Source organism: Pseudomonas sp. KBN10P06128, assembly GCF_037574945.1.
Taxonomy (GTDB): Bacteria; Pseudomonadota; Gammaproteobacteria; order Pseudomonadales; family Pseudomonadaceae; genus Pseudomonas; species Pseudomonas aeruginosa.
Genome location: NZ_JBBELR010000001.1, coordinates 2,080,908 through 2,102,742, shown reverse-complemented (window position 1 = coordinate 2,102,742; position 21,835 = coordinate 2,080,908). Strand labels below are relative to the sequence as shown.

Sequence of the window (21,835 nt, the reverse complement as noted above, 5' to 3'; positions counted from 1 at the left end):
TTATCAGTTCGGACTGGCCTGCCCCCAGTTTTAGTACCGCTGCCTAGTTAGTAGGCTATGGGGTTGATATCAACTTTTCCCGCTTCAGCTGCTGCTGGTTGGTTCGCCACTTCGCAGCAAACTCTGCCGGGGAGAGATTGCCAATGGCGCTGTGTGGTCGGTGCTCGTTGTAATCCCGCCAAGCCGCGATACGGATTCTGGCTTCGACCAGCGAGCAGTGCTCATTGAGGCATTCGCCCCGGAACTTGCCGTTGAATGACTCGATGAAGGCGCTCTGCGTGGGCTGGCCAGGCTGAATCAGCTTCAACTTGATGTCACGCTGACAGGCCCACTGATCAAGCGCCTTGCCGGTGAACTCGGGGCCCTGGTCGGTGCGGATCGCCTGCGGGTAGCCGCGAAACCGCGCCACCACGATCCTCCGCCGCCTCACCATCAAGCCGGCGGCTCGGTACAGCCGGTAAATCCGCTTGTGGTTGACCTGCACGCCACAGCAGGATGTGCAGGCGGCGTTAGCCACAGCGTCGATGCTCCTGGGCCAGTTCCACCAGTTGGGCGTGCAGCTCGGTCGGTACACTGGCCTCGACCCGCTTGAGGAAGTCGAGAAGAACGCTTCTGCACTGCCGTCTCCTGCTTGGAAAACGGACTCTACTAAGTTCAGCGTGGTACTGAAGTTGGGGAGCAGGTCAAGGCAATCACCTCGCCTTCGCACTCCTGCAGCGCGATGAGGATCCACACCAGAGGCTCTGGCCGCTGGTGATGGAAACCTGTCCGCTCCCCCTCCTGCAGCACTGGCGCGAGCCTGTGATGGAGATCCTCACCCAGCACCAGATGTTGACCGCCCTACCAGGGACGATCGGCAACGTCTGCGCCTGGCGACTCGCCCTGCGGGTCGACGTGCTCGAGCCCACCCTCGGTGAGCTGATCCGCGAAAGCATTCTTACCACCGATGCTCAGGCGCAAGCCTGAGCCATCCCTCTCAGACTCAAGGAGGCCCCATGGCCCTCATGTTCCCGCGCTTGGCGCGCAACTTTGCACGCAACGGCTACTTCCCTACCGATGAGGTCACCCTCGAACGCGCTCTGCAGGCCCTCACTCCTGCCCCGTCGGGCAGGATGAGGATCTGTGACCCCTGCGCCGGTGAGGGTGTTGCCCTGGCTGAGGCAGCACACACCCTCGGCCGCGATCAGGTCCAAGCCCTCGCTGTCGAGTACGACCGCGAACGCGCCGACCATGCCCGAGGATTGCTTGACCGAGTGCTGCACAGTGACCTTTTCGACACCATGATCAGCAGGCAGTCGTTCGGACTGCTCTGGCTCAACCCGCCTTATGGCGACCTGGTGGCGGACCACTCCGGTGCGTCGCAGTACCAGGGCAGCGGCCGCCGGCGTCTGGAGAAAGCGTTCTACCAGCGCTGCCTGCCGTTGCTGCAGTACGGCGGCGTCATGGTTCTGATTGTTCCTCACTACGTCTTGGACGATGAGCTGACTGGCTGGTTGAGCAACCACTTCACCGGCCTGCGCATCTACGCAGCCGCGGATCCTACCTTCAAGCAGGTGGTGATCTTCGGCATCCGGGTCCGTCGGCAAGACCTGGCCCGGGCGGACGCCAATCAGGTGAGGTCTCGCCTGCAGGCGATCGGCGCGGGCCAGGAAAAGGCCGAGGAAATTCCAGCGGCTTGGCCGTGGGAACCCTACGTGGTTCTGCCGGCCACCAGCGAGCTGGAGCACTTCTACCGAGTAACCCTGGAGCCGGAGCAGTTCGCCGGTGAAATCCAGCGGCTGCGAGGTCTCTGGCCTGACTTCAACCTGCACTTCGCGCAAGCGGGGCTGCAGCCGCGCCCACCAGTCCGCGAGCTGTCTCGCTGGCACCTGGCCCTGGCCGCCGGCGCGATATCTGGCGTCGTGCGATCGAAGTCGGGCCGGATCCTGGTCGTGAAGGGTGACACCTACAAGGACAAGGTCTGCAAGACCGAATTCACTGAGGACGACGACGGCAACATCACCGAGGTGAGGATCCTCACCGACCGTTTCATCCCGGTCATCCGGGCATGGGAAATGACACCCTCCTCGGCCAATCAGGGCCGCGTGCTGACCATCAGCTCCTCGGCCGCGACCACGGAAGAAGCTGAAGAGCCCCAACCTGAGCCGGCCCCCGCACCCGCACCGCTGCTGATCAGCCCTGGCCGGGTCGTAATGACCGCAGCCGTGAGCCACCTGGTGGAAACCGGTCAACTCAACCCAGCGCCTTTGCTGAAACGCCATCTGGCGGGAGACTGGGGGACGCTGGACCAGGAAGACTGGAACACCAACCAGAGAGCCCTGAAGTTCGGCGATCGGCTGCTGTCGTCCTACGACATCGACGCCGGCGACGAATCCAGGCTCTGGATCATCACTGAGGCAGACCGCAGCTCAACCACGCTTTTGCTCCCTAGCGATTACTGACCTCGCCCCCGCGGCGATTCCTACCACTCCACCCTGCAGGGTACGCCGATACCCGAAGGGGACCGTGCACGCCCTGCTCCGTTCTTCACCTGCAGGAGATGCACATGAACGCTCTGACCCAACCGGCCGCCCTGGCCGCCTCCCCCCTGAACATCAACCTGACCGACTTCATCGACGAGTTCGGCGACGAGCTCCTGGAGTCGCTCAATCGCTCCAACCCCCCGGTCTATACCGGCTCCGACAACGCTCACCGCCAGTTGGTGATGGACCGACTCAAGCGCAAGCCCTTCGCGGCCCAGGCCGAGGTCGTCCAGGCCATCACCGCCCTGTTGCTGGACCGTAACGAGCAGGCCGGAATCATCAACGCCGAGATGGGCACCGGGAAAACCATGATGGCCATCGCTGTCGCAGCGGTCATGCACGCGGCCGGCTATCGCCGGACCCTGGTCATCTCTCCGCCGCACCTGGTCTACAAGTGGCGCCGCGAGATCCTGGAGACCATCCCAGCCGCCCGAGTCTGGGTACTCAATGGCCCAGATACTCTACTCAAGCTGCTCAAGCTGCGAGATCAGATGGGCGACGCCTACGACGGACGCCAGGAGTTCTTCATCCTCGGCCGCGTGCGGATGCGGATGGGCTTCCACTGGCGGCTCGCCTGCTGGAAGAAACGCGCCGCCGGCGGCCAGTTGCTCGCTGCGTGCCCGGATTGCGGGCAGGTCCTCGAGGACCTGGAAGGCAACCTGGTCACGGTGGAGGAGTTCGAGCGTGGTGACCGTCGACGTACCTGTTCCTCCTGTCGTGGGGCGCTCTGGACGCTGATCCGGCCAGGCAAGCCCAACGGCGGCAACCGGCGCGCAACGATCCTCACGTCGATGTGTCGGATTCCAACCATCGGCCCGGTCAGGGCGGAGCGCCTGCTGAACGACTTCGGCGAGGACTTCCTGGCCACGATGTTGGTGGACAACGTCTCGGAGTTCATCAACCTGATGGACGCCAAGGGCAACTTCGTCTTCAGCGATCGGCAGGCCAAACGCATGGAGCGATCGATGGCGAACATCGAGTTCGGCTTCGGTGAAGGCGGCTACCAACCGACTGAGTTCATAAAAAGGCAGCTTCCCAACGGCTACTTCGACCTGCTGGTGGTAGATGAGGGACATGAGTACAAGAACAGCGGCTCGGCTCAGGGCCAGGCCATGGGCGTTCTCGCAGCCAAGGCACGGAAAACGGTGCTGTTGACCGGAACGCTCATGGGCGGCTACGCCGACGACCTGTTCTACCTCCTGTTCCGCATCCTCACCCAGCGCATGATCGAGGACGGCTACCGGCCCAACGCGCGCGGCAGCATGGCTCCAGCAGCCATGTCGTTCATGCGCGACCACGGAGTGCTCAAGGACATCTACACCGAACGCGACGGTGACTCGCACAAGACAGCCCGGGGCAAGAAGCTCTCGGTACGCACGGTGAAGGCTCCCGGCTTCGGCCCGAAGGGCATACACCGCTTCGTATTGCCGTTCACCGTGTTCCTGAAGCTCAAGGATATCGGTGGCAACGTACTGCCCGACTACCAGGAGGAGTTCGTCGACGTGCCGATGGCGCCTGAGCAGGCCTCGGCCTATCAGCGCCTGGCGGCCACGCTGACAGCGGAGCTCCGCCAGGCTCTGGCGCGACGAGATACCACGCTCCTGGGCGTGGTCCTCAACGTGCTGCTGGCTTGGCCGGACTGCTGTTTCCGACCGGAGATCGTCAAGCATCCGCGAAGCCGGGACACCCTGGCCTTCGTGCCAGCGATCTTCGGCGACGAGCAGTTGATGCCCAAGGAGCAGGCGCTGGTGGACCTCTGCCTCGAGGAGAAAGCGAAGGGCCGCAAGGTCCTGACCTACACGGTCTACAGCGGGACGCGCGACACCACGTCCAGGCTGAAGAAAGTGCTCGAGCAATCCGGGCTGAAGGTGGCAGTGCTACGTGCTTCGGTCGATACCGCTCGACGCGAGGATTGGATCCTCGACCAGGTCGATCGCGGCATCGATGTGCTGATCACCAACCCGGAGCTGGTGAAGACCGGGCTGGACCTGCTGGACTTCCCGACCATCGCGTTCCTGCAGACGGGGTACAACGTGTACACCTTGCAGCAGGCCGCGCGGCGGTCGTGGAGGATCGGGCAGAAGCACCCGGTGCGGGTGGTGTTCTTCGGCTACGCCGGCAGCTCGCAGATCACCTGCTTACAGCTGATGGCCAAGAAGATCGCTGTGGCTCAGAGCACGTCGGGAGACGTTCCCGAGTCAGGTCTCGACTCGTTGAACCAGGATGGGGATTCGGTGGAGATGGCGTTGGCACGACAACTTATTGCAGCATGAACTCATAGGCCACCTCCGGGTGGCCGTTTTAGCTTCATTTTTACTCATCTAGAACTGCCTTTGCAGTGAGCAAAGTGTTCCACCGAAACAATATCTTCTCCTACTCGATCAGCCAAACTGAGTACCTTTCTGGATTAACTCTACCTTGTAACCGTCTGGGCCCTCAAGAAATGCGATAATGCTACACCCATACTTCATAGCACCCGTTTCACGAATTACTTTATAGCCCAGTACTTTAACTTCTGCGCAGGTCGCTGCTGCATCATCGACTCCGATTGGCAACATGCCCATAACCATCGCCAAGAACATAGCTATCTTGATCCCAGTCATGGGTCAACTCCAAAACTGCCACATCTTGCTCATCGGTATAACCAACGAATGCCAACGTGAATCTCCCATCGCGGTAGTCTTGAGGTCGATCACGCTGCCGGGGTCGAGCACGCACCGCTCTACGGCCCCAGCTCTCACACCAAATACACTTTTAATCGAGCCACCAGAAAATAAAAAAACCTGCTTCTACGCGGGGGGAAGGAGAGAAACAGGTCTTGCGCAAATTCATGTAAAGAAAAGCGCAAAAAATCATAAATCCTTCTTAGGCAATCATCAAAGACAGACTCACCTAGAACAATATGGAACCTGGACATACAACAAGAAACTTTACATATTGAAAGTCAAAATTAAAACAAACGCAGTAAAATCCAAACCATAAATCCCGCCAACTCAAACAACCTCACAAGGCAATTTCTCCTCAATAAGTTTGACTTGACACTGAAACCGGGGAACAAGTCAACCAAACACAGGCCGCTCCAATGGCCCACTCACACACCACTCCGCCCAGATGAATACCGACGCAACCTCAAGGCGATATCCAGCCTGTTGACCCAGTCGGCATCAGCCAAGCGCGCTCCAAGTAATTCCTCGACTCGTCCTAAGCGATAATCCAGGGTGTTAGGATGGATGCCCAAGCGTTTCGCCGTATGGCCGCGACGGCGTCCCAGGTTCAGGTAGGTTTCCAGGGTCAGCAGCAGGTCGGGCTCGTTGCCCAGTTGTTCGAGCAGCGACACCAGGTAGCGCAGCGCATTCTCGCTGCCACGGATGCCATCCTCGACCAGGATGTTCGAGTAGCGCCTGACTGCTCGCTCGGCGCGTTCGCCGGAAAAGAAATCCAGCGCCTTCAGCGCCTCCTCCATCGAACGGGCCCAGCCCCGCGCGCCGTGGTTCATGATCCCCAGCCCAGCCTGGTAGATCTCCGCCTGCGAGGCGAGCAACGCCGCCACGCCCCGGGCCAGGCGCTGGTCGGCCTGGCTGATGGCTTCGCCGTGGGCGCAGGGCAGCCAGACGATCAGGCGCTCACGGTACCAGGTGCGCACGAGGTCCGCCGTCGCCACCCTGAAGGCACGCGAGACCTGTAGGAGCAGGCGCTCGATCTCTTCCTCGCGACTCCGCAGTTTCTCCGCGTCGATGCTGACGTCCAGCGCGAGCGCTACGCGTGGCATGCTCGGGTCGAGACCGAGGGCAACCAGCACTTCGCGGAAGCCCGTCTCGTCCTCCGGCGTATGCAACAGGATGTAGTACAGCCGCTGGCCCAAGTATTCGCGCCAGCGCACCTTCCTGATCTGTTCGTCCAGATAGGCCTGGACGGTTTCTTCGGCGACCTCGTCGAAGTAGCAAAACATGTAGCGGGACACCTCGAACAGCAGTTCCCTGCCCAATTCCTCGCTGTCCCCGGCCAGTTCCAGATAGCCCTGCCAGATCTCGCGAATGCCGATGCTGAATGCACGCATCAGCGATTGGAGGGGCACTCCCTGGTGTGCCCGGCGCCGCCCGTAGCCGGCAAAAACCTCGCGCGCCTCGGCGGACAGGCCGGCGCCACTGAGCAGGGCTTCGCACCAGAGTTCCACGGAGCAGACCAGGAACTCGTCGACGCTTTCACGGGCCTCTGCGGAGAGGTCCCGGTAACCCTCCATGTCCAGCAGTTCAGAATGAACCCGTCCGCTTATCCGCTGAGGGTCTTCGGCAAGTTTCGCAGTGATCGCTCTCAATCGATCACTCATCGTAGGAATCGAAGCGATCACTTTTTCCTCGACATATGAAGAAGCAACTAAGAATACGAAAAGACAATAAACCAGTAGTCGGCGCAGCAAAGAATAGCAGAAGGCTTACCGCAACTTTCATTGTGAAAAACCAAAAATAAACTTGTAGTTATTCACAATACCCAACAGCGCCAATCCGCAATAGCATATGCACCACCGACTTTCTCGTGGTCTGCCGACCCTATCGCCCGAATTCCGTAGCCCCAGGTAGCGTGCATGCCAATTCCCACTCGACCCAGGCAGGCACTGTTGCTGGCCAGTATCCTGCTCGGCGGTTGTTCGATGTCTCCCTCGCTCGTGCTCTTTGGCGCGGCCTTTCCAGACTGGCTGTTCTGCATCATCGGCGGCGTCGTCGGCATAGCGCTCATCCACGCGCTCCTGAGCAGATCCGACAGGCACCGACGGCTGGAGCCGCTGGCGCTGAGCTATCCACTCCTCACTACCCTGCTCGCCATGTCGCTATGGCTCGTCTTTTTCCATCGCTAAGACTTTTCGCCCATGACCCAGACAGTTCCTGCCCGGCGTAGCCGACTGCCCGTGTTGCTGCTCACTCTCATCTGCCTGGTCATGCTCGGCTATGTGATCCATCGTCTGGAAACGGCGCCAAGCACCGACGATGCCTACGTCTACGCCGATACCATCGATGTCGTGCCCGAGGTCAACGGGCGGATCATCGAACTGCCGGTGCGCGACAACCAGTTGGTCAGGCAGGGCGACCTGCTCCTGCGCATCGACCCGCGCCCCTACCGGGATGCGCTGGCCCAGGCCAGGGCCAGCCTGATCACCCTGGACCGGCAGATCGAGCTGACCCAGCGCTCGGTCAACGCCCAGGAATACGAAGCCGCCTCTGCGGTCGCCGCAGTGGAGCGCGCCCGCGCCCAGGCCAAGCAGGCCGGCGACACCCTGCGGCGCCTGGAAAAGCTGCTGCCCGGCGGCTACGTCTCGGCAGAGTCGGTAGACCAGGCGCGCACCGCGCAACGCTCCACCGGCGCCGAACTGAATAGCGCTCGGCTCCAGGCCCAACGCGCGGCGGCGGCGGTAAGCGGGGTCGACGCGCTGGTGGCACAACGTGCCGAGATTGAGGCGCAGATCGCCATCGCCGAACTGAACCTGGAGTTCACCGAGGTCCGCGCGCCGTTCGATGGCCGCGTGGCGGCCCTGCGCACCACCGTCGGCCAGTTCGCCTCGGCCTACAAGCCGGTGTTCACTCTGATCGATGCGTGCCACTGGTACGTCATCGCCAACTTCCGCGAAACCGACCTCAAAGACATCCGCGCCGGAACACCGGCCACGCTCTATCTGCTCAGCGATACCGGCAGGCATTTTCGCGGCCGGGTCGACTCCATCAGCTACGGAGTCACGCCCGACGATGGTGGAACCGTCGTCGGGGGTCTGCCACAGGTGCAGCGGAGCATCAACTGGGTGCGGGTGTCGCAGCGCTTCCCGGTGAAGATCGCGGTTAGTGCCACCGACCCCGAGCTATTCCGGATAGGCGCGTCGGCGGTGGCGATCCTGCGTCCCGATGACGCCCAGGAACCCACCGCGGCGGCCCCTACCTCCCATGCGCAGCCCCGCTGATTCGGGCATCGCGCGCCTGCGCGACTTCCTCGCGGGCGAGCTGCGCTCCTACCCAGGCCGGCTCAACCTGATGCTGCGCAGCCTGCTCGGCTGCGCCTTGGTAATCCTCGTCTCGATGGCCTTGCAGATCCCCTTCCTAGCGCTATCGTTGATCGTCGTCTTCTACGTCACGCAGACCAACGTGGTGGTCACGCGCCTGATCGGCAGCCTGTTCGTCGTCGGCTCGACGCTGGCCATCGGCCTGTCGATCCTGCTGCTGAAGTTCACCTACGACCACCCTATGCTACGCATCCTCGGCGCCTCCCTGCTGTTCTTCTGCAGCACCTTCCTGATGCGCACCACGCGGATCGGCACGGTGTTCTTCGTCATCGGCATAGTGGTCATCTACTCGCAGAGCTTCGCCGATCTCACCGACCAAGGTGAAATCGTCCTGCGCCAGTTGCTCTGGGTCTGGGTCGCGGTGAACTATGCGATCATGCTGACCCTGCTGATCAATACCCTGTTCCTTCCACTGGAGCCGCAGAAACAACTGCGCACGCACCTGCTGGGGCAATTGCAGATAATCGCCGCCAGCCTGCTGCCAGACACCGCCACACCGGCTGCGCGCATGGCCCCGCTCGATCTCCAGCGTAGCCTCCTGGCCTCTCAGCAGTTGCTGCGCTTCGCCAGCATGCGCGACCCGCGCTTCCGCGCCGAGCAGGGCGCTCACCTGGCCCGCGTCGGCGCAATCTCCCGCCTGCTCCTGCTCGCCCGGCAATTGCAGGAAACACCCAGCGCATCACCGGCTCTACTGGTGTTGCAGCAGGCCATCCATACCCTACGGATCGCCACGGAAAACGCACAAGCCCCGCGCTTCCCCAACGAGCTGGCACAGCTCGACACCCGTGCACTGCCGAGCGCCTGCCAGGAAATGCGCCTGGTCCTGCTGGCCCTATGCGAACACGACAACGCCAGCCCGAAGCTGAAGGCCAGCAGCACCCCGCCGTTGATGGTCGGCGACGCCTTCGACAACCCGGCCTATATCCAGTTCTCCCTGAAGACCCTGCTCGCCGCCCTGCTCTGCTACCTGTTCTATACCGCCAGCGACTGGCAGGGCGCGCATACCATCATGCTGACCTGCCTGATCGTCGCCCAGCCCAGCCTCGGCGCCACCGGCCAGCGTAGTCTGCTGCGGGTGGTCGGAGCCTTGCTTGGCGGTAGTCTCGCATTGGCCATGATGCTCTGGGTGGTGCCGCACCTCGATGACATCATCGGCCTGTTGGGTATGGTCCTGCCAGTAATCGCGCTAGCTTCCTGGGTCTCGGCCGGATCGGAGCGGATCAGCTACGCTGGCACGCAGATCATGTTCACCTTCGCCCTGGCCCTGATGGAAGGCTTCTCGCCGAGCACCGACCTGACGGAAATCCGCGACCGCCTGCTGGGCATCCTGCTGGGCGCGGGCATTTCCTGGGTCATCCATGTTCTGCTCTGGCCAGAGGCGGAGGGAGAAGCCCTGCGCCAACGCCTGGCTCGGTTGTCGCGCGCGGTAGCCACCTCGCTGCGACGCGGACGCACCAACAGCGCCACCACGGACCCACAACTCTGGAGCGAACTGAACGACAGCCAGGACATGCTCGCGCGAGTAATCCTTGAGCCCAGTTGGCAGTCTGGCGAAGGCCAGCAGGAGGTGCTAACACTGCGCCTACAGGAGATTCTTGCAGCGATCAGGGTGATCGTCCTGACCAGTGATAGCCTACAGACGGAACTCGCTCATGCCCGGTTGAAACCGGAATTACGCCTGGCCTTGCTGGAGTTCTGCGAACAGGCCGCCGCCTGCCTGGAACGGTACGCAGACTGGCTGGCCGGTCAACTCGACGCGGCGTTGATGCCTACCACAACGCTGGACGAAAGCTGGTACAGACTCCGTCGTGAACTCGAAGACTTAGAGAAATCGCCGCTACCCAGCCTGCTAAACGAGTTGGTAAGGGAAATCGAGCACCTGAAGACGCAGCCTTTATTTGACCGCCCTGCCCGGCCATAAATTAATTCCACCGGCTACGCCTTGTCGTTAACCTCCTTACCCTACCTTTGGAAATGCTACTGATGCTTGTACTTCACGCTCCTGAACAGTGGTGGGGCTTGTAGTGGTCCACTGATGCCGGATACCGATTTAGGCAAGAATCCTCGCCGAGAGAGAGGTGTCTGATGAGCAAGCAATGACGTACGTTTTCCGCCGAGTTCAAGCGAGAGGTCGCTGCCGTGGTGCTGGGCCAAAGCTACTACCATATCGACGCCTACCGTTCGCCGGGGGGAGTGGATTCGGCCTTGCAGCATTGGGCAGCAGCTCCCACAGGAGCACGATGGCGTGATCCCGAAGAGCAAAGCGCCTCCCCCCAGGCAGCAGAAACCAAGCCAGAAATGAAATAAAGGAACACACCTCTTCGGCCGTAGGTACGTTGAGAGTCTCGGCACCGGTCGCGTTCGACCGGCGACATATCGCACCACTGCTCAGCACACTGCTGAAAAAGAATCCCGGCCTCAAACTGGATTTCTCCCTGAACGACAGGTTTGTCGATCCCGTCGGGGAAAAACTCGATCTCTGCATCCGTCTCGGCATCCTGCCGGACAGCAGCCTGATCTGCTCGAAGCTGGCGGGGCTACTCCGGGTGCTCTGCGCCAGCCCGGAATACCTGCTGAAGCACGGTCTGCCACGCACCCCGGAAGAACTCGAACGGCACATCTGCCTGCAACACAACGGCTGCAGCAACGCCTCGTTGAGCTGGCAGTTCAGCAGCGCCGACAGTACCAGGCGAATCAGGATCTCGCCGGTCAGCCGCCTGTCCGTGAACAGTGCCGAGCTCCTGGTGGAAGGAGCCTTGCAAGGCTTGGGGATCATTCATGCGCCGACCTGGCTGGTCCACGAAGAAGTGGTCAGCGGTAGGCTGGTGACCTTTCTCGAACGACACGCTCTGCCGGAGCAAGCGCAGGGGGGCATCTACGGCGACCGCAGGGTTCGGTGGTACCGGCGAAGATCTCGCTGTTTCTCAGCGAGCTAAAGAGCGCAATCGGCGAGACGCTCTACTGGGACCTGCGGTTCCAGCAGACGCCAGCTCGATTGGCCGGCTCCTTCTAACATCCGCGGCACGCACCACGACACTTTCCAGATCCACCACGACAAACCGGGTTAGTTCATGAGTCGTACGTACGACATCGTCATCATTGGCAGCGGTATCGCAGGCTCGATTTCGGCAGCGATTCTGGCGAAGCACGGTCTGAAAACTCTCATCCTGGATGCCGGTCAACATCCGCGATTCTCCATCGGCGAGGCCATGCCCCCCCGAGAGCGGCCTGCTCCTGCGCCTCCTCGCGCAACGCTTCGGGATCCCCGAACTGGCCTTCATCCCCAATCCTGAGCAGATCGTCCGGCACATCGGATCGTCAGCCTGCGGGATCAAGCTGGCATTCAGCTTCGCCTGGCACGCTGCCGGCGTGGACAGCGCTGCCGAGCATGTCGTCGCCCCTCCGCTGGACGCTCCGGAGGCCCACCTGTATCGCCAGGACATCGACTTCTACGCCTTGCTGCTCGCGCTCCAGCACGGCGCGAACGCCCGCCACCACACGCGCATCGAAGGATTCGAGTTCCTTCCCGAGGGTGTGGCCATCCGTCTCGCCGACGGCGAAAGCCTGCAAGCTCGCTATGTCATCGGCCAGGCTTGTACGTGGGTATCCAGTGCAACTGTCTGAAATTCCATCTCAGCGGGACGCCAGAACAGGAGTTTTCAGGTTGCTGGATCTATCCGTCATCACCCAGCACTTCACAGAGGCCCTTACAGTGCAGGATTAGACACATGGGTTACAGTTCAACTGTCATAGCCGCTCCCCTTGGCACACGCTTCTGCTGAAAAACTTAGTTGAATTCTCAAAAAACAAATCAACAACAGACAATAAGATAAAAATCTAAAGCCCTCTAAAACAAAAACCAATTATCCGGAACTTATCTAAAAACAAACAAAAGCCAGAAGAGAATTACGACAAGATCAGTCAGACTAAAAATTCAGAGCAAAGTAAAGAATCAATCCTTCTCGTTTCTAAGACCATCATACAGAAAATCTATGAAACTTGATATTTTAACTGGACTCAATCTGTTTTCGGTTAATGCGTATACGGATAGTGGTTTACCACTCCATTCTGGCAAAACCCTAACCAGTTCACCATCGGATGCTTCTTTTCTGACCACTCCTGGAGCAATCATTGCAATTCCCTCCCCCATTATAGCTAAATTTTTTAACATGCCTATGCTATTCATAAGAAACCGTCCCTTTAGTTCAACTTCCGCTTCTTCATCTTTACCTAGTAAGCTCCAGTATTTTCTCTCCTGCGGCGTATTCATTATCAAACATTTATGAGAATGTAGTTCAGAAGGGGAGGATGGATAACCATTGACCTTCAAATATTCAGGAGATGCATATAAATAGCGAGGAATCGTAATCAAATGCCTAGCTATCAAACTAGAGCTTTGTTGCTCTCCTAGCCTTATCGCCACATCCAGAGGCTCTCTCGTCAAATCTACTTGACGAGGAGTGAGATCAAACTCAAAATCAATATCTGGATAAATTTCCGAGTACTTAATGACCAATGGCATTATATATGCTATGGAAAAATCTACCGGCATTGAAACTCGAAGCAGGCCAGACGGCGCCGAAGCCATATCACTCAAACTTTGATTTGCTACACGTGCCTCATCTACTATTGGTTTGCATCGTTGATAGTATGCGTTCCCAAGCTCTGTAACCTCTAAGGTTCTAGTAGTTCTCCGAATTAGTCGAACGCCTATCTCTTTCTCTAAAACTGACAATCTTCTTGACAATGTAGAAACTGGTATTTTTAGTTTTTCCGCCGCTTTTCGAAGACTATTCTGCCGAACAACCTCTACGAAAATTTCCATATCATCGAGTCTTAACATACAGTCCCTCAGCCTTGATTAAAAGGCATTAAGCACAAATAAAACTAGAAGAAAATCCTCAAAAACAAAATAAACCATCACTATTGCAGAAGGAAGATCATGAACCAATCAACTCGAACACCAACAGGCTGTTCTTTAATCCACGTGAAAGCAATAGAACACCTACTCCAATATCATACATACTAGGATATCACAACTACCAGCACACAACGGCGACAAGGCGACAGCTTTATAAGCTAAACATAGGCCCCCAATAGCTTTGGCCTAATTATAGAGAAGTACAGCAAAGGAAAATGAAAACTCAGAATATTAGACACAGGATATATATCTCCCAAAAACAACGGATCACAAACCATTAACCCCCACAAGTAGCTATTTCATAAGAACCATAAAGCTCTTACCTAAAAACTCGCTGAACCACTGAGACCAACAAAACAATCATGGAAACCCAAAAAATCAACCAGTAGTATTCAACTCCGGCCAAAAAAACAGCTTGTCGACTTAACTCTTGAGACTGTTGAAATATTGCCAGCGCGTCGGACTGCTTGCTGCCATACGTAAGGGAAATATACTTTGACATCTCCTCTATACTCCTGCTATACAAAGGATCACCGGTGACCATATTTATGTTCAAGTTCCCATACTGAACCGTCTGCCGCCACTGCATGAATATAGTTGCAGCAGCCGTCCCTATAGCCTGTACAATCTGCCCTAACATATTTTTCAACTGATAAGCATGCGCAAATAATTGTTCATTGCCACCAAATTCCCTAAAGGTTTGCATTGCCGTAGTCCCCATCCCCGCGCTAATAAAAAATCCACTCAACACTAGAGCCGGTACGATATGAGCCCACACATCAACCACTGGTGAAAAGGAACAAAAGATCCACGCATATACCGCAAGAGAGCCGAATGCAAACACCCAATACTTTACAGGGGAAGGATACTTGGGTAATAAAAAACGCATCACTGGCATCCAAATCACCAGTGTACATAACAAAGCTACAGCCTGAAACACACCTATAGACTCCCAGTAATATTTTAAGCCAGTCGACAGATACTGAGGTTGTACATAATTATTCATACCGATCAAGAGGTAACACACACAAAACAATCCAACACCAGCCACATAACGTTTAGTAAGAATATCCCTCAACCGAAATAGCGGCCTTTCACGCTGATGCTCAGTATAAAAAATAGATATCAAGCCCCCAAGGAACAAGAAAACAAAACATACCAATATCACTCCTTCATTATAAAAATCATAATAAGAGCGCTGCAGCAAATAGAGTATAAAGAATGAAAAAAGCCCTAACAAAAAAACAAAAGAAAAACTACTACTAGACCAGGTCTCTCTAGGAAGCTCCATTTTCGGAGCATAAATAATAGTCAACAAAGCAACGATACATGCCAATAGCAGCAGGGCCCAGAACATCGCTTGCCAATGGCCTTCACTAACAGTTAACGCAGCTAGCCAAGGCCCGCCCATGGTACCAAGCAGGACGCCTGTTGCAAAAAAACAAATTCCATTGAAACGTAAATGACCTGGGAGCGTATTTGCAAGGAGCCTCCCGATAGTCATAAATGTCCCTCCTCCCAAAGCCATAATGGCACGCCCGATCGAGAAGCTTATTTTTTCGTCACTGAGGCTACAGACCAGCGCACCAACTAAATACAAAATAATTGAAAAAAATACATAATATCTCCATCCGATACGCTCAATGAACCATCGAACCTTTGAAATGGACAGAACTGCAAAACAAGCATACAAGACGGCAATAAAACTATACTCTTCCGGACTAGCCTGTATCTCTCCACGAATAGGAGTCGAGGCAAAACCCAACATACTGGACTCTAAAAACTGTATTGTTGACAGCAGCAATACTGCTAGATAAAGAGAAGCATAACTAATAGCCAATTTAAGTTTCTCACATCAGAATTTTGGCGGCGACATCATAAAGCCTTCATTACTTCGAATAATTTCTTCCACCTCATCGTTAGCATTCTTAAGTTCATGATCAAAAACCTGTGTATCATAGGTGAACTTTGAAACAATACCTGTCCTAATAGCCTTCCCACTAACATTACTAGTATCGACTACTGCATGCATAGACAAACCTACACGTAAAGGATTCCTCACAACCTCATTTGAATCCAGGGATATCTTCACAGGAACACGCTGTGTAACCTTAATCCAGTTCCCTGTTGCATTTTGGGCAGGGAATAGTGAAAACGCACTACCAGTTCCTGCATCCAGGCCAACAACCTCTCCGTGATACACAACATCAGAACCATACATATCGGCTGTTAGCTCAACAGGCTGCCCGATGCGAATATCTTCCAGTTGAGACTCTTTAAAGTTAGCCGTAACCCATAAACTATCTAATGGAACCACCGACATAAGTGCAACTCCGGCGCCGATATGCTGACCGACTTGAACATTGCGTTTAGTTATCATCCCATCAACGGGTGCTGGAATAATAGTCCGCTTTCTCGCGATATAAGCCTCCCGCAAGCTAGCCGCAGCAGTGGCCACATCAGGGTGTGAGCGTATTACCGTATTATCCACCTGAGCCAAACGCTGAGAAAGAATCTGCTGAGTTGAGTCCTGAGCAGCAAGAGCGCTTTTAAGAGCGTCTTCGGCATGGCTGATCTCCTCACGAGAGACAGCCCCCACCGACGCAATTCGCATGCGCCTGGCTAAATCAGTTTTAGCTTTTTTGACATCCGCTTGCCTTTGAACTAGATCGGCTTTGGCTTCGGAGACCTGTAAGTACAGTGAACGCACAGATCTCGTAGCTTTAGCAAGCGCAGCACGAGCTCTTTCATAAATGATCTCCTGATCTACAGGATTTAGTCGTACAAGGGGCGTGCCGGCTTTAACATGATCGGTATCATCGGCATGAATCGCAATTACTGTACCATCAATTTGAGCTGTCACTTGCACGACATTCCCATTTACCTGTGCATCTTCAGTTCTTTCCACATTTAACTCATAGAAATACCAAAAAACAGATAATGTTATCAAAACAAAGACAATGACTATAGAAACCAGCAAAATACCTTTCCCACCATCTTGAATAGGGGCTACAATACCCCCTAACTTTGACGAAGCAGGTGACGCAGAACTCTTATCGTTCATTTCTAGGCTCTAAGAGATTAGAAGAAATATCTGAAACCAATGGCAGATTATCAGGAGAATAACCACCTCCCAGTGCTCTGTTTAATTGAGCATAAAGCGATAAACCGCGAGATGTCAGCTGAGACAATAGTAACTTCTGACTAAACACCACACTTTGTGTAGAGATAACTTGCAAATAGCTTACTAGTCCTGCACCGTACTGAGCCAATGCTAAATCAGCGCTTTCCTGGGAGGTTTTCAGTGCCTCTCCTTGCTCTTTCGGACGCTCTTTCAGACGCTCTTTCAGACGCTCTTTCAGCCACTTTAGAGAAGTCATCTGATCCGCTAGATCCTGCAGAGCTCCGGTCAAGCCTGCATTATAGTTTTCCACCGCCAGATCATAACTAGAAATAGCATCAGCCAAGTTAGAGTCGAGCCTTCCCGCATCAAAAATCGGTAAAGAAAGCGCTGGTCCAACTGAAAACTCATAACTATTTCTTTTATGCAGATTTGAAAAGCCAAGGGACTGCACTCCAATAAAAGATGATAAATTTATATTCGGATAATACTCGGCTTTTGAAACGCGCACATCATAACTTTTCGCCTCAACCATCCACCTGTTAGCGACTATATCCGGACGGTGCCCAAGCAACTCCGCCGGCAGGTTGTCAGGAACCATAGTAATATCAGCATAGTTTATACTTGGCTCTTCTATTTGCAGCCCTCTATCAGGCCCTTTTCCAACTAGCATTACAAACTGGTTACGAGTCAACTCCAGAGACTCTCTCAAAGACGCTATTTCTGCACGGGTAGCAGGAATAGCCGCCAGAGCTTGCTTAACACTTACTAATGAATCCAAGTCGGCAAAATAGCGCTGACGAGTCAATTCTAGCAAGCTCTTATAGGTTTCAAGCATTTCCTGTTGAATAGCAAGCTCGCTGTATAGCTGATCTAGGTTTATATAAGCCTGCACGATTGAATGAGCCAAGGATAATTGCGTAGCGTATCGTTCAATCTCTTTCGATTTTAATCGACCAATTGCAGCTTTAAGAGCGGCGCGGTTCTTCCCCCAGATATCCAGCTCAAAATAAGAACTAATTTTCGCATCGTACAATTTGCTCCAAGCCCCATTACCTCTACCGTACAATGAGGTGCGACTACGCGAAAACTCTGCCGTACCATTTAAACTCGGCCATAGCTCTGACTCTACTGACCCAGCAATTGCATTAGCCTGACGAATACGCGCTTCTGCAGCCCGTAAGTCACTACTATTGGCTATTCCTTCCTGAACTAATAGGTTTAACTGTTTATCGCCAAAAACTTTCCACCAATCTAGCGTTGGCCATATAGTTCTCGAGAATTTGCCATTAGTCTTTTTCAATCCGAAGTCTTCTGCCCGTAAAACCTCAGACTGCGGCCTTATGTGCTTTGGAACACAACCAGACGACAAAAAAGAGCTTAGTATCACTACCACGCACACACGCAAGCGCACGAAACACCCCCTGGAAATTTATTTTTATTTAAAATTTAAAAGGATGTCTTACTAAACACTTTCTTTGCAAGGGGCCGCTGTACCCAACCCAAAGATAAAGCAGCAACAAATTTCATTGAGAGAGCACTTATATTCTAAATATAAAAAAGCAAGGCTCAGAAGCACTGCTTACTGAGCCTTGCTTATAAAGTTAAGCCATCAAGGCGTCTTGAAGAATCTGCGCAAGCTGCCCGCCCTCTGCAGTAGCCCAATTCCCTGCAAGCTCTGCAATTAGTTGGTTAGTGCTGGTAAGAGTTACGCCATTTTTCTCCATACGCCGGAGCGCCATATCATCGGCAAATCTAGTTGGAGAGGCACCGGCATCGGCAACAACTTGTACGGAATAGCCCTCAAGCACAAGGCTTAGTGCTGGATACACTGTACAGACATCATTGGTAACACCAGCAATTATTATATTTTGACGACCGGAGGCTCGTACCGCTGCGGCAAAGTTTTCGTCATCCATCGAATTCACGATGCCAACGCGTTTTATACGGGCGGCAAACTCCTTCGGTAAAATATCCTGCAACTCCGAGAGCAATGGCCCTTGAGCATGCTCCTCCATGCTGGAAGTCAGAACAGTAGGCATCTTGAGTATGGCGGCAGCCTTAGCCAACATCAACGCATTACGTTTTAGCTCTTCGAATGGCAGAGATTTGGCCCACCCCATAGTACCAACCTGATGATCGATCAGAAGCATAACAGCGTTATCCGCCGTAAATCTTTTAAAAGACATATTCTTTCTCCTCAATATAAGCTGAAGGCTAGGCTTCAGCGAAAGTTGGGCACTGTTCTACACCCAACAAAATCAAAATAGAATTCTAATAAAGTCAAACTTTACAACGCTGTATGAAGCGGACTCCCAACGAACATTGCAACTCCAGCGCGTCCATTACTCGATTTTATCTCAACAATATATGGCTCTGGGCTTACTGGAAACAAGGGAATCTTAAGATCCTCGCACTCATAAGAATCTCCACCTATTTCAATCTTTCCAAAAATTGGAATAGCAAATGCTATTTTCCCCGCTTCAACAGGCACAGAAAGTCCGTTATCCTTTTCAATTAAAATATCAAGCAACGTCACATCAGTAGGCGGCGTTAGAGGTGACTTCATATCGAAGAAACTGCCTATGGGCACACGCACTTCGACTCCCGGAAATCGAACTACAGGTACATTTTCTGGCTCAAGTATTAGTGGATATGGCTCGAGATTTTTTTTCTCAATGCTTAAATCTACAAAAATCTGCAATGAATGTACCGTTTTATCGGTCTCAGCAGGAACCTCTTCATGAATCACTCCTACCCCGGCAGTAGTCCAATGCACTCCGCCCGCTCTAATAGTATTATCCGTTCCAATCGAGTCTCTATTGTGAATGCTCGTCTCTGAGTCAAGAAACAGATACGAAACAGCAGAAAAACCGGAGTGAGAGTGAGGCGGGAAAGTAGGCGCACTCATCCAAGCGTGATCAACCCCAAGGAAAGGATCCAGCACTCCTTGCGCATTGCGTAGCATGTAAGCATTAAATCCATCACCATGTCGCATACGCTGAACAGAAAGAGTAATAGGCATAACCATCTCAATTAAACCTCACCAAAACTTCTGGATAGTAAACATCACCTAAATAACGTAGCCACATATATATTGACTAATACCACAAATATAAATCCCTTCACGATAAGGCTTTAGCAATCTTTAATCAGTTTTGAAGTCGAGATAAAGACCTAATCTTGAATAACAGTTTTCCATTTCTGGATCAATCCTGCCTAGCTACCGACTAAAAAAAGCAGAAAACCGCATGCCTTCTAGCCTCAGTGCAACACCTAGGTATTCCTACTGCCCACAGTTTATTAGCGTTCCGCACCGGCACACCTACCGAGTATCTGCTGAGGATGCCACCACTATTGACATCTACAGCAGAGATATGCAGAAAGTAATCAAGCGATCATGCGTTGGAGAGCTGGATGACCTTTTTGACTATAGGGTCTTTTTCCATTAGAGAATAGAACCTAGCAATATTGGGGTACTCTCGCCATTTTTTCGGCAGTCTTTCAGTCCATCGAATCATGACATATGCGTACGCATCTGCTACTGATCGTCGTCCTAGGTACAGGTATCCTTCTTCTCCAACAAGTTGGTCAAGGTGAGTCATTACTCGATTTATTCTTACGTGGGCGGCGCCAACGACGTCTTCAAGTGCTTCTGAGGATTCATTTACTGTAAAGCGCTGGGGTGAAAAAAATGGCCAGAAAGATGGATGAAAGTCACTTGACAAGAAAGACATTACCTCATTGAACTTCGATCTAGCTTCTACACTATCACCGCACCCTATTGATGCTAAAGGATATTGCTCGGATATGTAGGTCAATATAGCACTAGCCTGTGTCAAAACTTGCCCTCCCCCTGTATCCAAGGCCGGAACCAACATAAGAGGATTTACTTGCTGAAACTCTTTGGAGGTGTAATCGACATTTATCAGATCATATTGAGTTCCAACCCATTCAAGTGCAATCCAACATGCAACCGCGCAGGTTCCAGGTGCATAGAACAACTTCATCTAAATTCTCCTTATATTAAGGATACGTATATGAAAAACAATACTAAACCAACTCAGCATAGTGCCATAGTCAATGGAGTGCGTTTGCGTTACAGTATTTCAGGCTCGGGTGAACCTCTGGTATTGCTTCATGGTTGGCCACAAAGTAGAAGAGAATGGCGTCATGTCATCCCTTCTTTAGCTTCTCACTTCACCGTCATTGCTCCTGACATGCGAGGTTTCGGTGACTCAGACAAACCAAGCAGTGGATACGACAAAAGAACAGTTGCCAAAGATATTCATGAACTAATTCATCAACTGGGTTTTGAAAAAATATATCTCGTCGGGCACGATATCGGTTTAATGGTTGCGTATGAGTATGCAGCCTCGCATCCTAACGAGGTAAAAAAATTAGTCGTAATGGAGGCTGCGATCCCGGGCCTAGGTCTAGAGGCCTTACAAGATACAGCTCGCTTTCCACATCTTTGGCACTTTGGCTTCTTTATAGCTCCAGGTGTTGCAGAATCATTAGTAACAGGGCATGAAGAAGTTTTCTTGAGATATTTCATACAGCACCTTGCTTATGATGCATCAGCCATTACAGACGAGGATATAGCCCACTACTCTACTAACATGAAAACTCCCGGAGGATTGCGAGGTGGATTTGAACATTATCGAGCGTTCACTGTTGACGCAATCAATAACAAAGAAAACGCATCAACCAAACTGCCGATGCCAGTGCTGGGTATTGGGGGTTCACACGGAATGGGCAACCATGTGGGTGAACTCATGAAACCTTTGGCCCAGAATGTAAAAACCATTGTAATCGATCGTAGTGGCCACTGGATTCCGGAGGAGCAACCGGAGCAACTAGTAAATGTGCTTATAAATTTCTTAAATAGCAAATAGGCCAAAACTTTTCCTGTCAGTACAACACAAATAAAATTATAAAAATCCGTTGCTGCGAACGGGGGCAGGCTGCAGCAACGGTGCAAGACAGCTTGCAAAAAATTATTTCACCCTCCAAACATTATTTACAATAACCATTCAGCTTTCCTTCGTTCTTTCTTCCAAGGACTCCTTATACTTTATCGCTTCGTCTTCACTTTGGTATACTCCAACAAGTACCTCCCCCTGATACACCTCCCAAAGGTCCACTCCCGCCCCTTTAAACTCACGACTCATCCTTTCTTTATCATGCTGCTTTATGATAATTTTCATATGACTCTCTCAAATCAG

At 53.5% G+C, this 21,835-nt stretch carries 18 protein-coding genes and 3 pseudogenes; 11 read left to right on the top strand and 10 right to left on the bottom strand.

What is annotated here, in order from left to right:
- Positions 1-55: 55 nt before the first annotated feature.
- A pseudogene (locus tag VQ065_RS10020) lies at positions 56-632 on the bottom strand (integrase core domain-containing protein); the annotation flags it as partial.
- 52 nt (positions 633-684) lie between these two features.
- Between VQ065_RS10020 and VQ065_RS10015 the strand changes: the two are divergent.
- The 3 genes and pseudogenes from VQ065_RS10015 to VQ065_RS10005 form a co-directional block, all read left to right on the top strand.
- A pseudogene (locus VQ065_RS10015) lies at positions 685-966 on the top strand (hypothetical protein); the annotation flags it as partial.
- A 29-nt stretch (positions 967-995) separates the two neighbouring features.
- Positions 996-2,441 (top strand): DUF6094 domain-containing protein, encoded by a 1,446-nt coding sequence (locus tag VQ065_RS10010; protein ID WP_023098784.1) that lies wholly within the window; start codon positions 996-998, stop codon positions 2,439-2,441.
- 104 nt (positions 2,442-2,545) lie between these two features.
- The gene (locus VQ065_RS10005; protein ID WP_003086216.1) at positions 2,546-4,795 is read left to right on the top strand and encodes a DEAD/DEAH box helicase; all 2,250 of its coding nucleotides are present in this window, start codon (positions 2,546-2,548) and stop codon (positions 4,793-4,795) included.
- Positions 4,796-4,903: 108 nt separating this feature from the next.
- Here VQ065_RS10005 and VQ065_RS10000 read toward each other — a convergent pair whose 3' ends face one another.
- Positions 4,904-5,125: a VOC family protein gene (locus VQ065_RS10000; protein ID WP_049821745.1), complete on the bottom strand. Its 222-nt coding sequence runs from the start codon at positions 5,123-5,125 to the stop codon at positions 4,904-4,906.
- A 488-nt stretch (positions 5,126-5,613) separates the two neighbouring features.
- Positions 5,614-6,762, bottom strand: coding sequence for a PucR family transcriptional regulator (locus VQ065_RS09995; protein ID WP_023098785.1), 1,149 nt, complete (start codon positions 6,760-6,762; stop codon positions 5,614-5,616).
- Between the two features lie 342 nt (positions 6,763-7,104).
- Between VQ065_RS09995 and VQ065_RS09990 the strand changes: the two genes are divergently transcribed.
- The 7 genes and pseudogenes from VQ065_RS09990 to VQ065_RS09960 all read left to right on the top strand — a co-directional run bounded on the left by VQ065_RS09990 (position 7,105) and on the right by VQ065_RS09960 (position 12,189).
- Positions 7,105-7,374, top strand: a complete 270-nt coding sequence (locus VQ065_RS09990; protein WP_023094860.1) for a YtcA family lipoprotein — start codon at positions 7,105-7,107, stop codon at positions 7,372-7,374.
- A 12-nt stretch (positions 7,375-7,386) separates the two neighbouring features.
- Positions 7,387-8,466, top strand: a complete 1,080-nt coding sequence (gene mdtN, locus VQ065_RS09985) for a multidrug transporter subunit MdtN (RefSeq protein WP_023094861.1) — start codon at positions 7,387-7,389, stop codon at positions 8,464-8,466.
- Entirely contained in the window at positions 8,450-10,486 is a 2,037-nt protein-coding gene (locus tag VQ065_RS09980) for an FUSC family protein (RefSeq protein ID WP_003086207.1), read from the top strand. The genes mdtN and VQ065_RS09980 overlap by 17 nt, the downstream gene beginning before the upstream one ends.
- Positions 10,487-10,704: 218 nt before the next feature.
- Positions 10,705-10,852, top strand: a pseudogene (locus VQ065_RS09975) (IS3 family transposase); the annotation flags it as partial.
- 49 nt (positions 10,853-10,901) lie between these two features.
- Positions 10,902-11,501 carry a substrate binding domain-containing protein gene (locus tag VQ065_RS09970; RefSeq protein ID WP_003086204.1) on the top strand — a complete coding sequence of 200 codons (600 nt, stop codon included), beginning with the start codon at positions 10,902-10,904 and terminating at the stop codon, positions 11,499-11,501.
- A gap of 135 nt (positions 11,502-11,636) precedes the next feature.
- Positions 11,637-11,858 (top strand): NAD(P)-binding protein, encoded by a 222-nt coding sequence (locus VQ065_RS09965; protein WP_225525649.1) that lies wholly within the window; start codon positions 11,637-11,639, stop codon positions 11,856-11,858.
- Positions 11,859-11,934: 76 nt separating this feature from the next.
- Positions 11,935-12,189, top strand: a complete 255-nt coding sequence (locus VQ065_RS09960; RefSeq protein ID WP_003086201.1) for a hypothetical protein — start codon at positions 11,935-11,937, stop codon at positions 12,187-12,189.
- A gap of 328 nt (positions 12,190-12,517) precedes the next feature.
- On the opposite strand, the gene VQ065_RS09955 is transcribed toward VQ065_RS09960, so the two are convergent.
- The 7 genes from VQ065_RS09955 to VQ065_RS09925 all read right to left on the bottom strand — a co-directional run bounded on the left by VQ065_RS09955 (position 12,518) and on the right by VQ065_RS09925 (position 20,617).
- Positions 12,518-13,408 (bottom strand): LysR family transcriptional regulator, encoded by an 891-nt coding sequence (locus tag VQ065_RS09955; protein WP_003086197.1) that lies wholly within the window; start codon positions 13,406-13,408, stop codon positions 12,518-12,520.
- A gap of 397 nt (positions 13,409-13,805) precedes the next feature.
- On the bottom strand, positions 13,806-15,326 hold the full coding sequence (locus tag VQ065_RS09950; protein WP_003086195.1) for an MFS transporter: 1,521 nt from the start codon (positions 15,324-15,326) through the stop codon (positions 13,806-13,808).
- A 15-nt stretch (positions 15,327-15,341) separates the two neighbouring features.
- The gene (locus VQ065_RS09945) at positions 15,342-16,550 is read right to left on the bottom strand and encodes an HlyD family efflux transporter periplasmic adaptor subunit (RefSeq protein WP_023094862.1); all 1,209 of its coding nucleotides are present in this window, start codon (positions 16,548-16,550) and stop codon (positions 15,342-15,344) included.
- The gene (locus tag VQ065_RS09940; RefSeq protein WP_223865676.1) at positions 16,540-17,997 is read right to left on the bottom strand and encodes an efflux transporter outer membrane subunit; all 1,458 of its coding nucleotides are present in this window, start codon (positions 17,995-17,997) and stop codon (positions 16,540-16,542) included. Before VQ065_RS09940 ends, VQ065_RS09945 begins: the two co-directional genes overlap by 11 nt.
- Positions 17,998-18,211: 214 nt before the next feature.
- Positions 18,212-18,796 carry an isochorismatase family protein gene (locus VQ065_RS09935; protein ID WP_031632454.1) on the bottom strand — a complete coding sequence of 195 codons (585 nt, stop codon included), beginning with the start codon at positions 18,794-18,796 and terminating at the stop codon, positions 18,212-18,214.
- A gap of 101 nt (positions 18,797-18,897) precedes the next feature.
- Complete coding sequence (locus VQ065_RS09930) at positions 18,898-19,632, bottom strand: pirin family protein (RefSeq protein WP_071535248.1); 735 nt, start codon at positions 19,630-19,632, stop codon at positions 18,898-18,900.
- A gap of 373 nt (positions 19,633-20,005) precedes the next feature.
- The gene (locus VQ065_RS09925) at positions 20,006-20,617 is read right to left on the bottom strand and encodes a glutathione S-transferase family protein (protein ID WP_023094864.1); all 612 of its coding nucleotides are present in this window, start codon (positions 20,615-20,617) and stop codon (positions 20,006-20,008) included.
- A 30-nt stretch (positions 20,618-20,647) separates the two neighbouring features.
- Between VQ065_RS09925 and VQ065_RS09920 the strand changes: the two genes are divergently transcribed.
- Entirely contained in the window at positions 20,648-21,505 is an 858-nt protein-coding gene (locus tag VQ065_RS09920) for an alpha/beta fold hydrolase (protein ID WP_003086189.1), read from the top strand.
- The last annotated feature ends 330 nt before the right edge of the window (positions 21,506-21,835 follow it).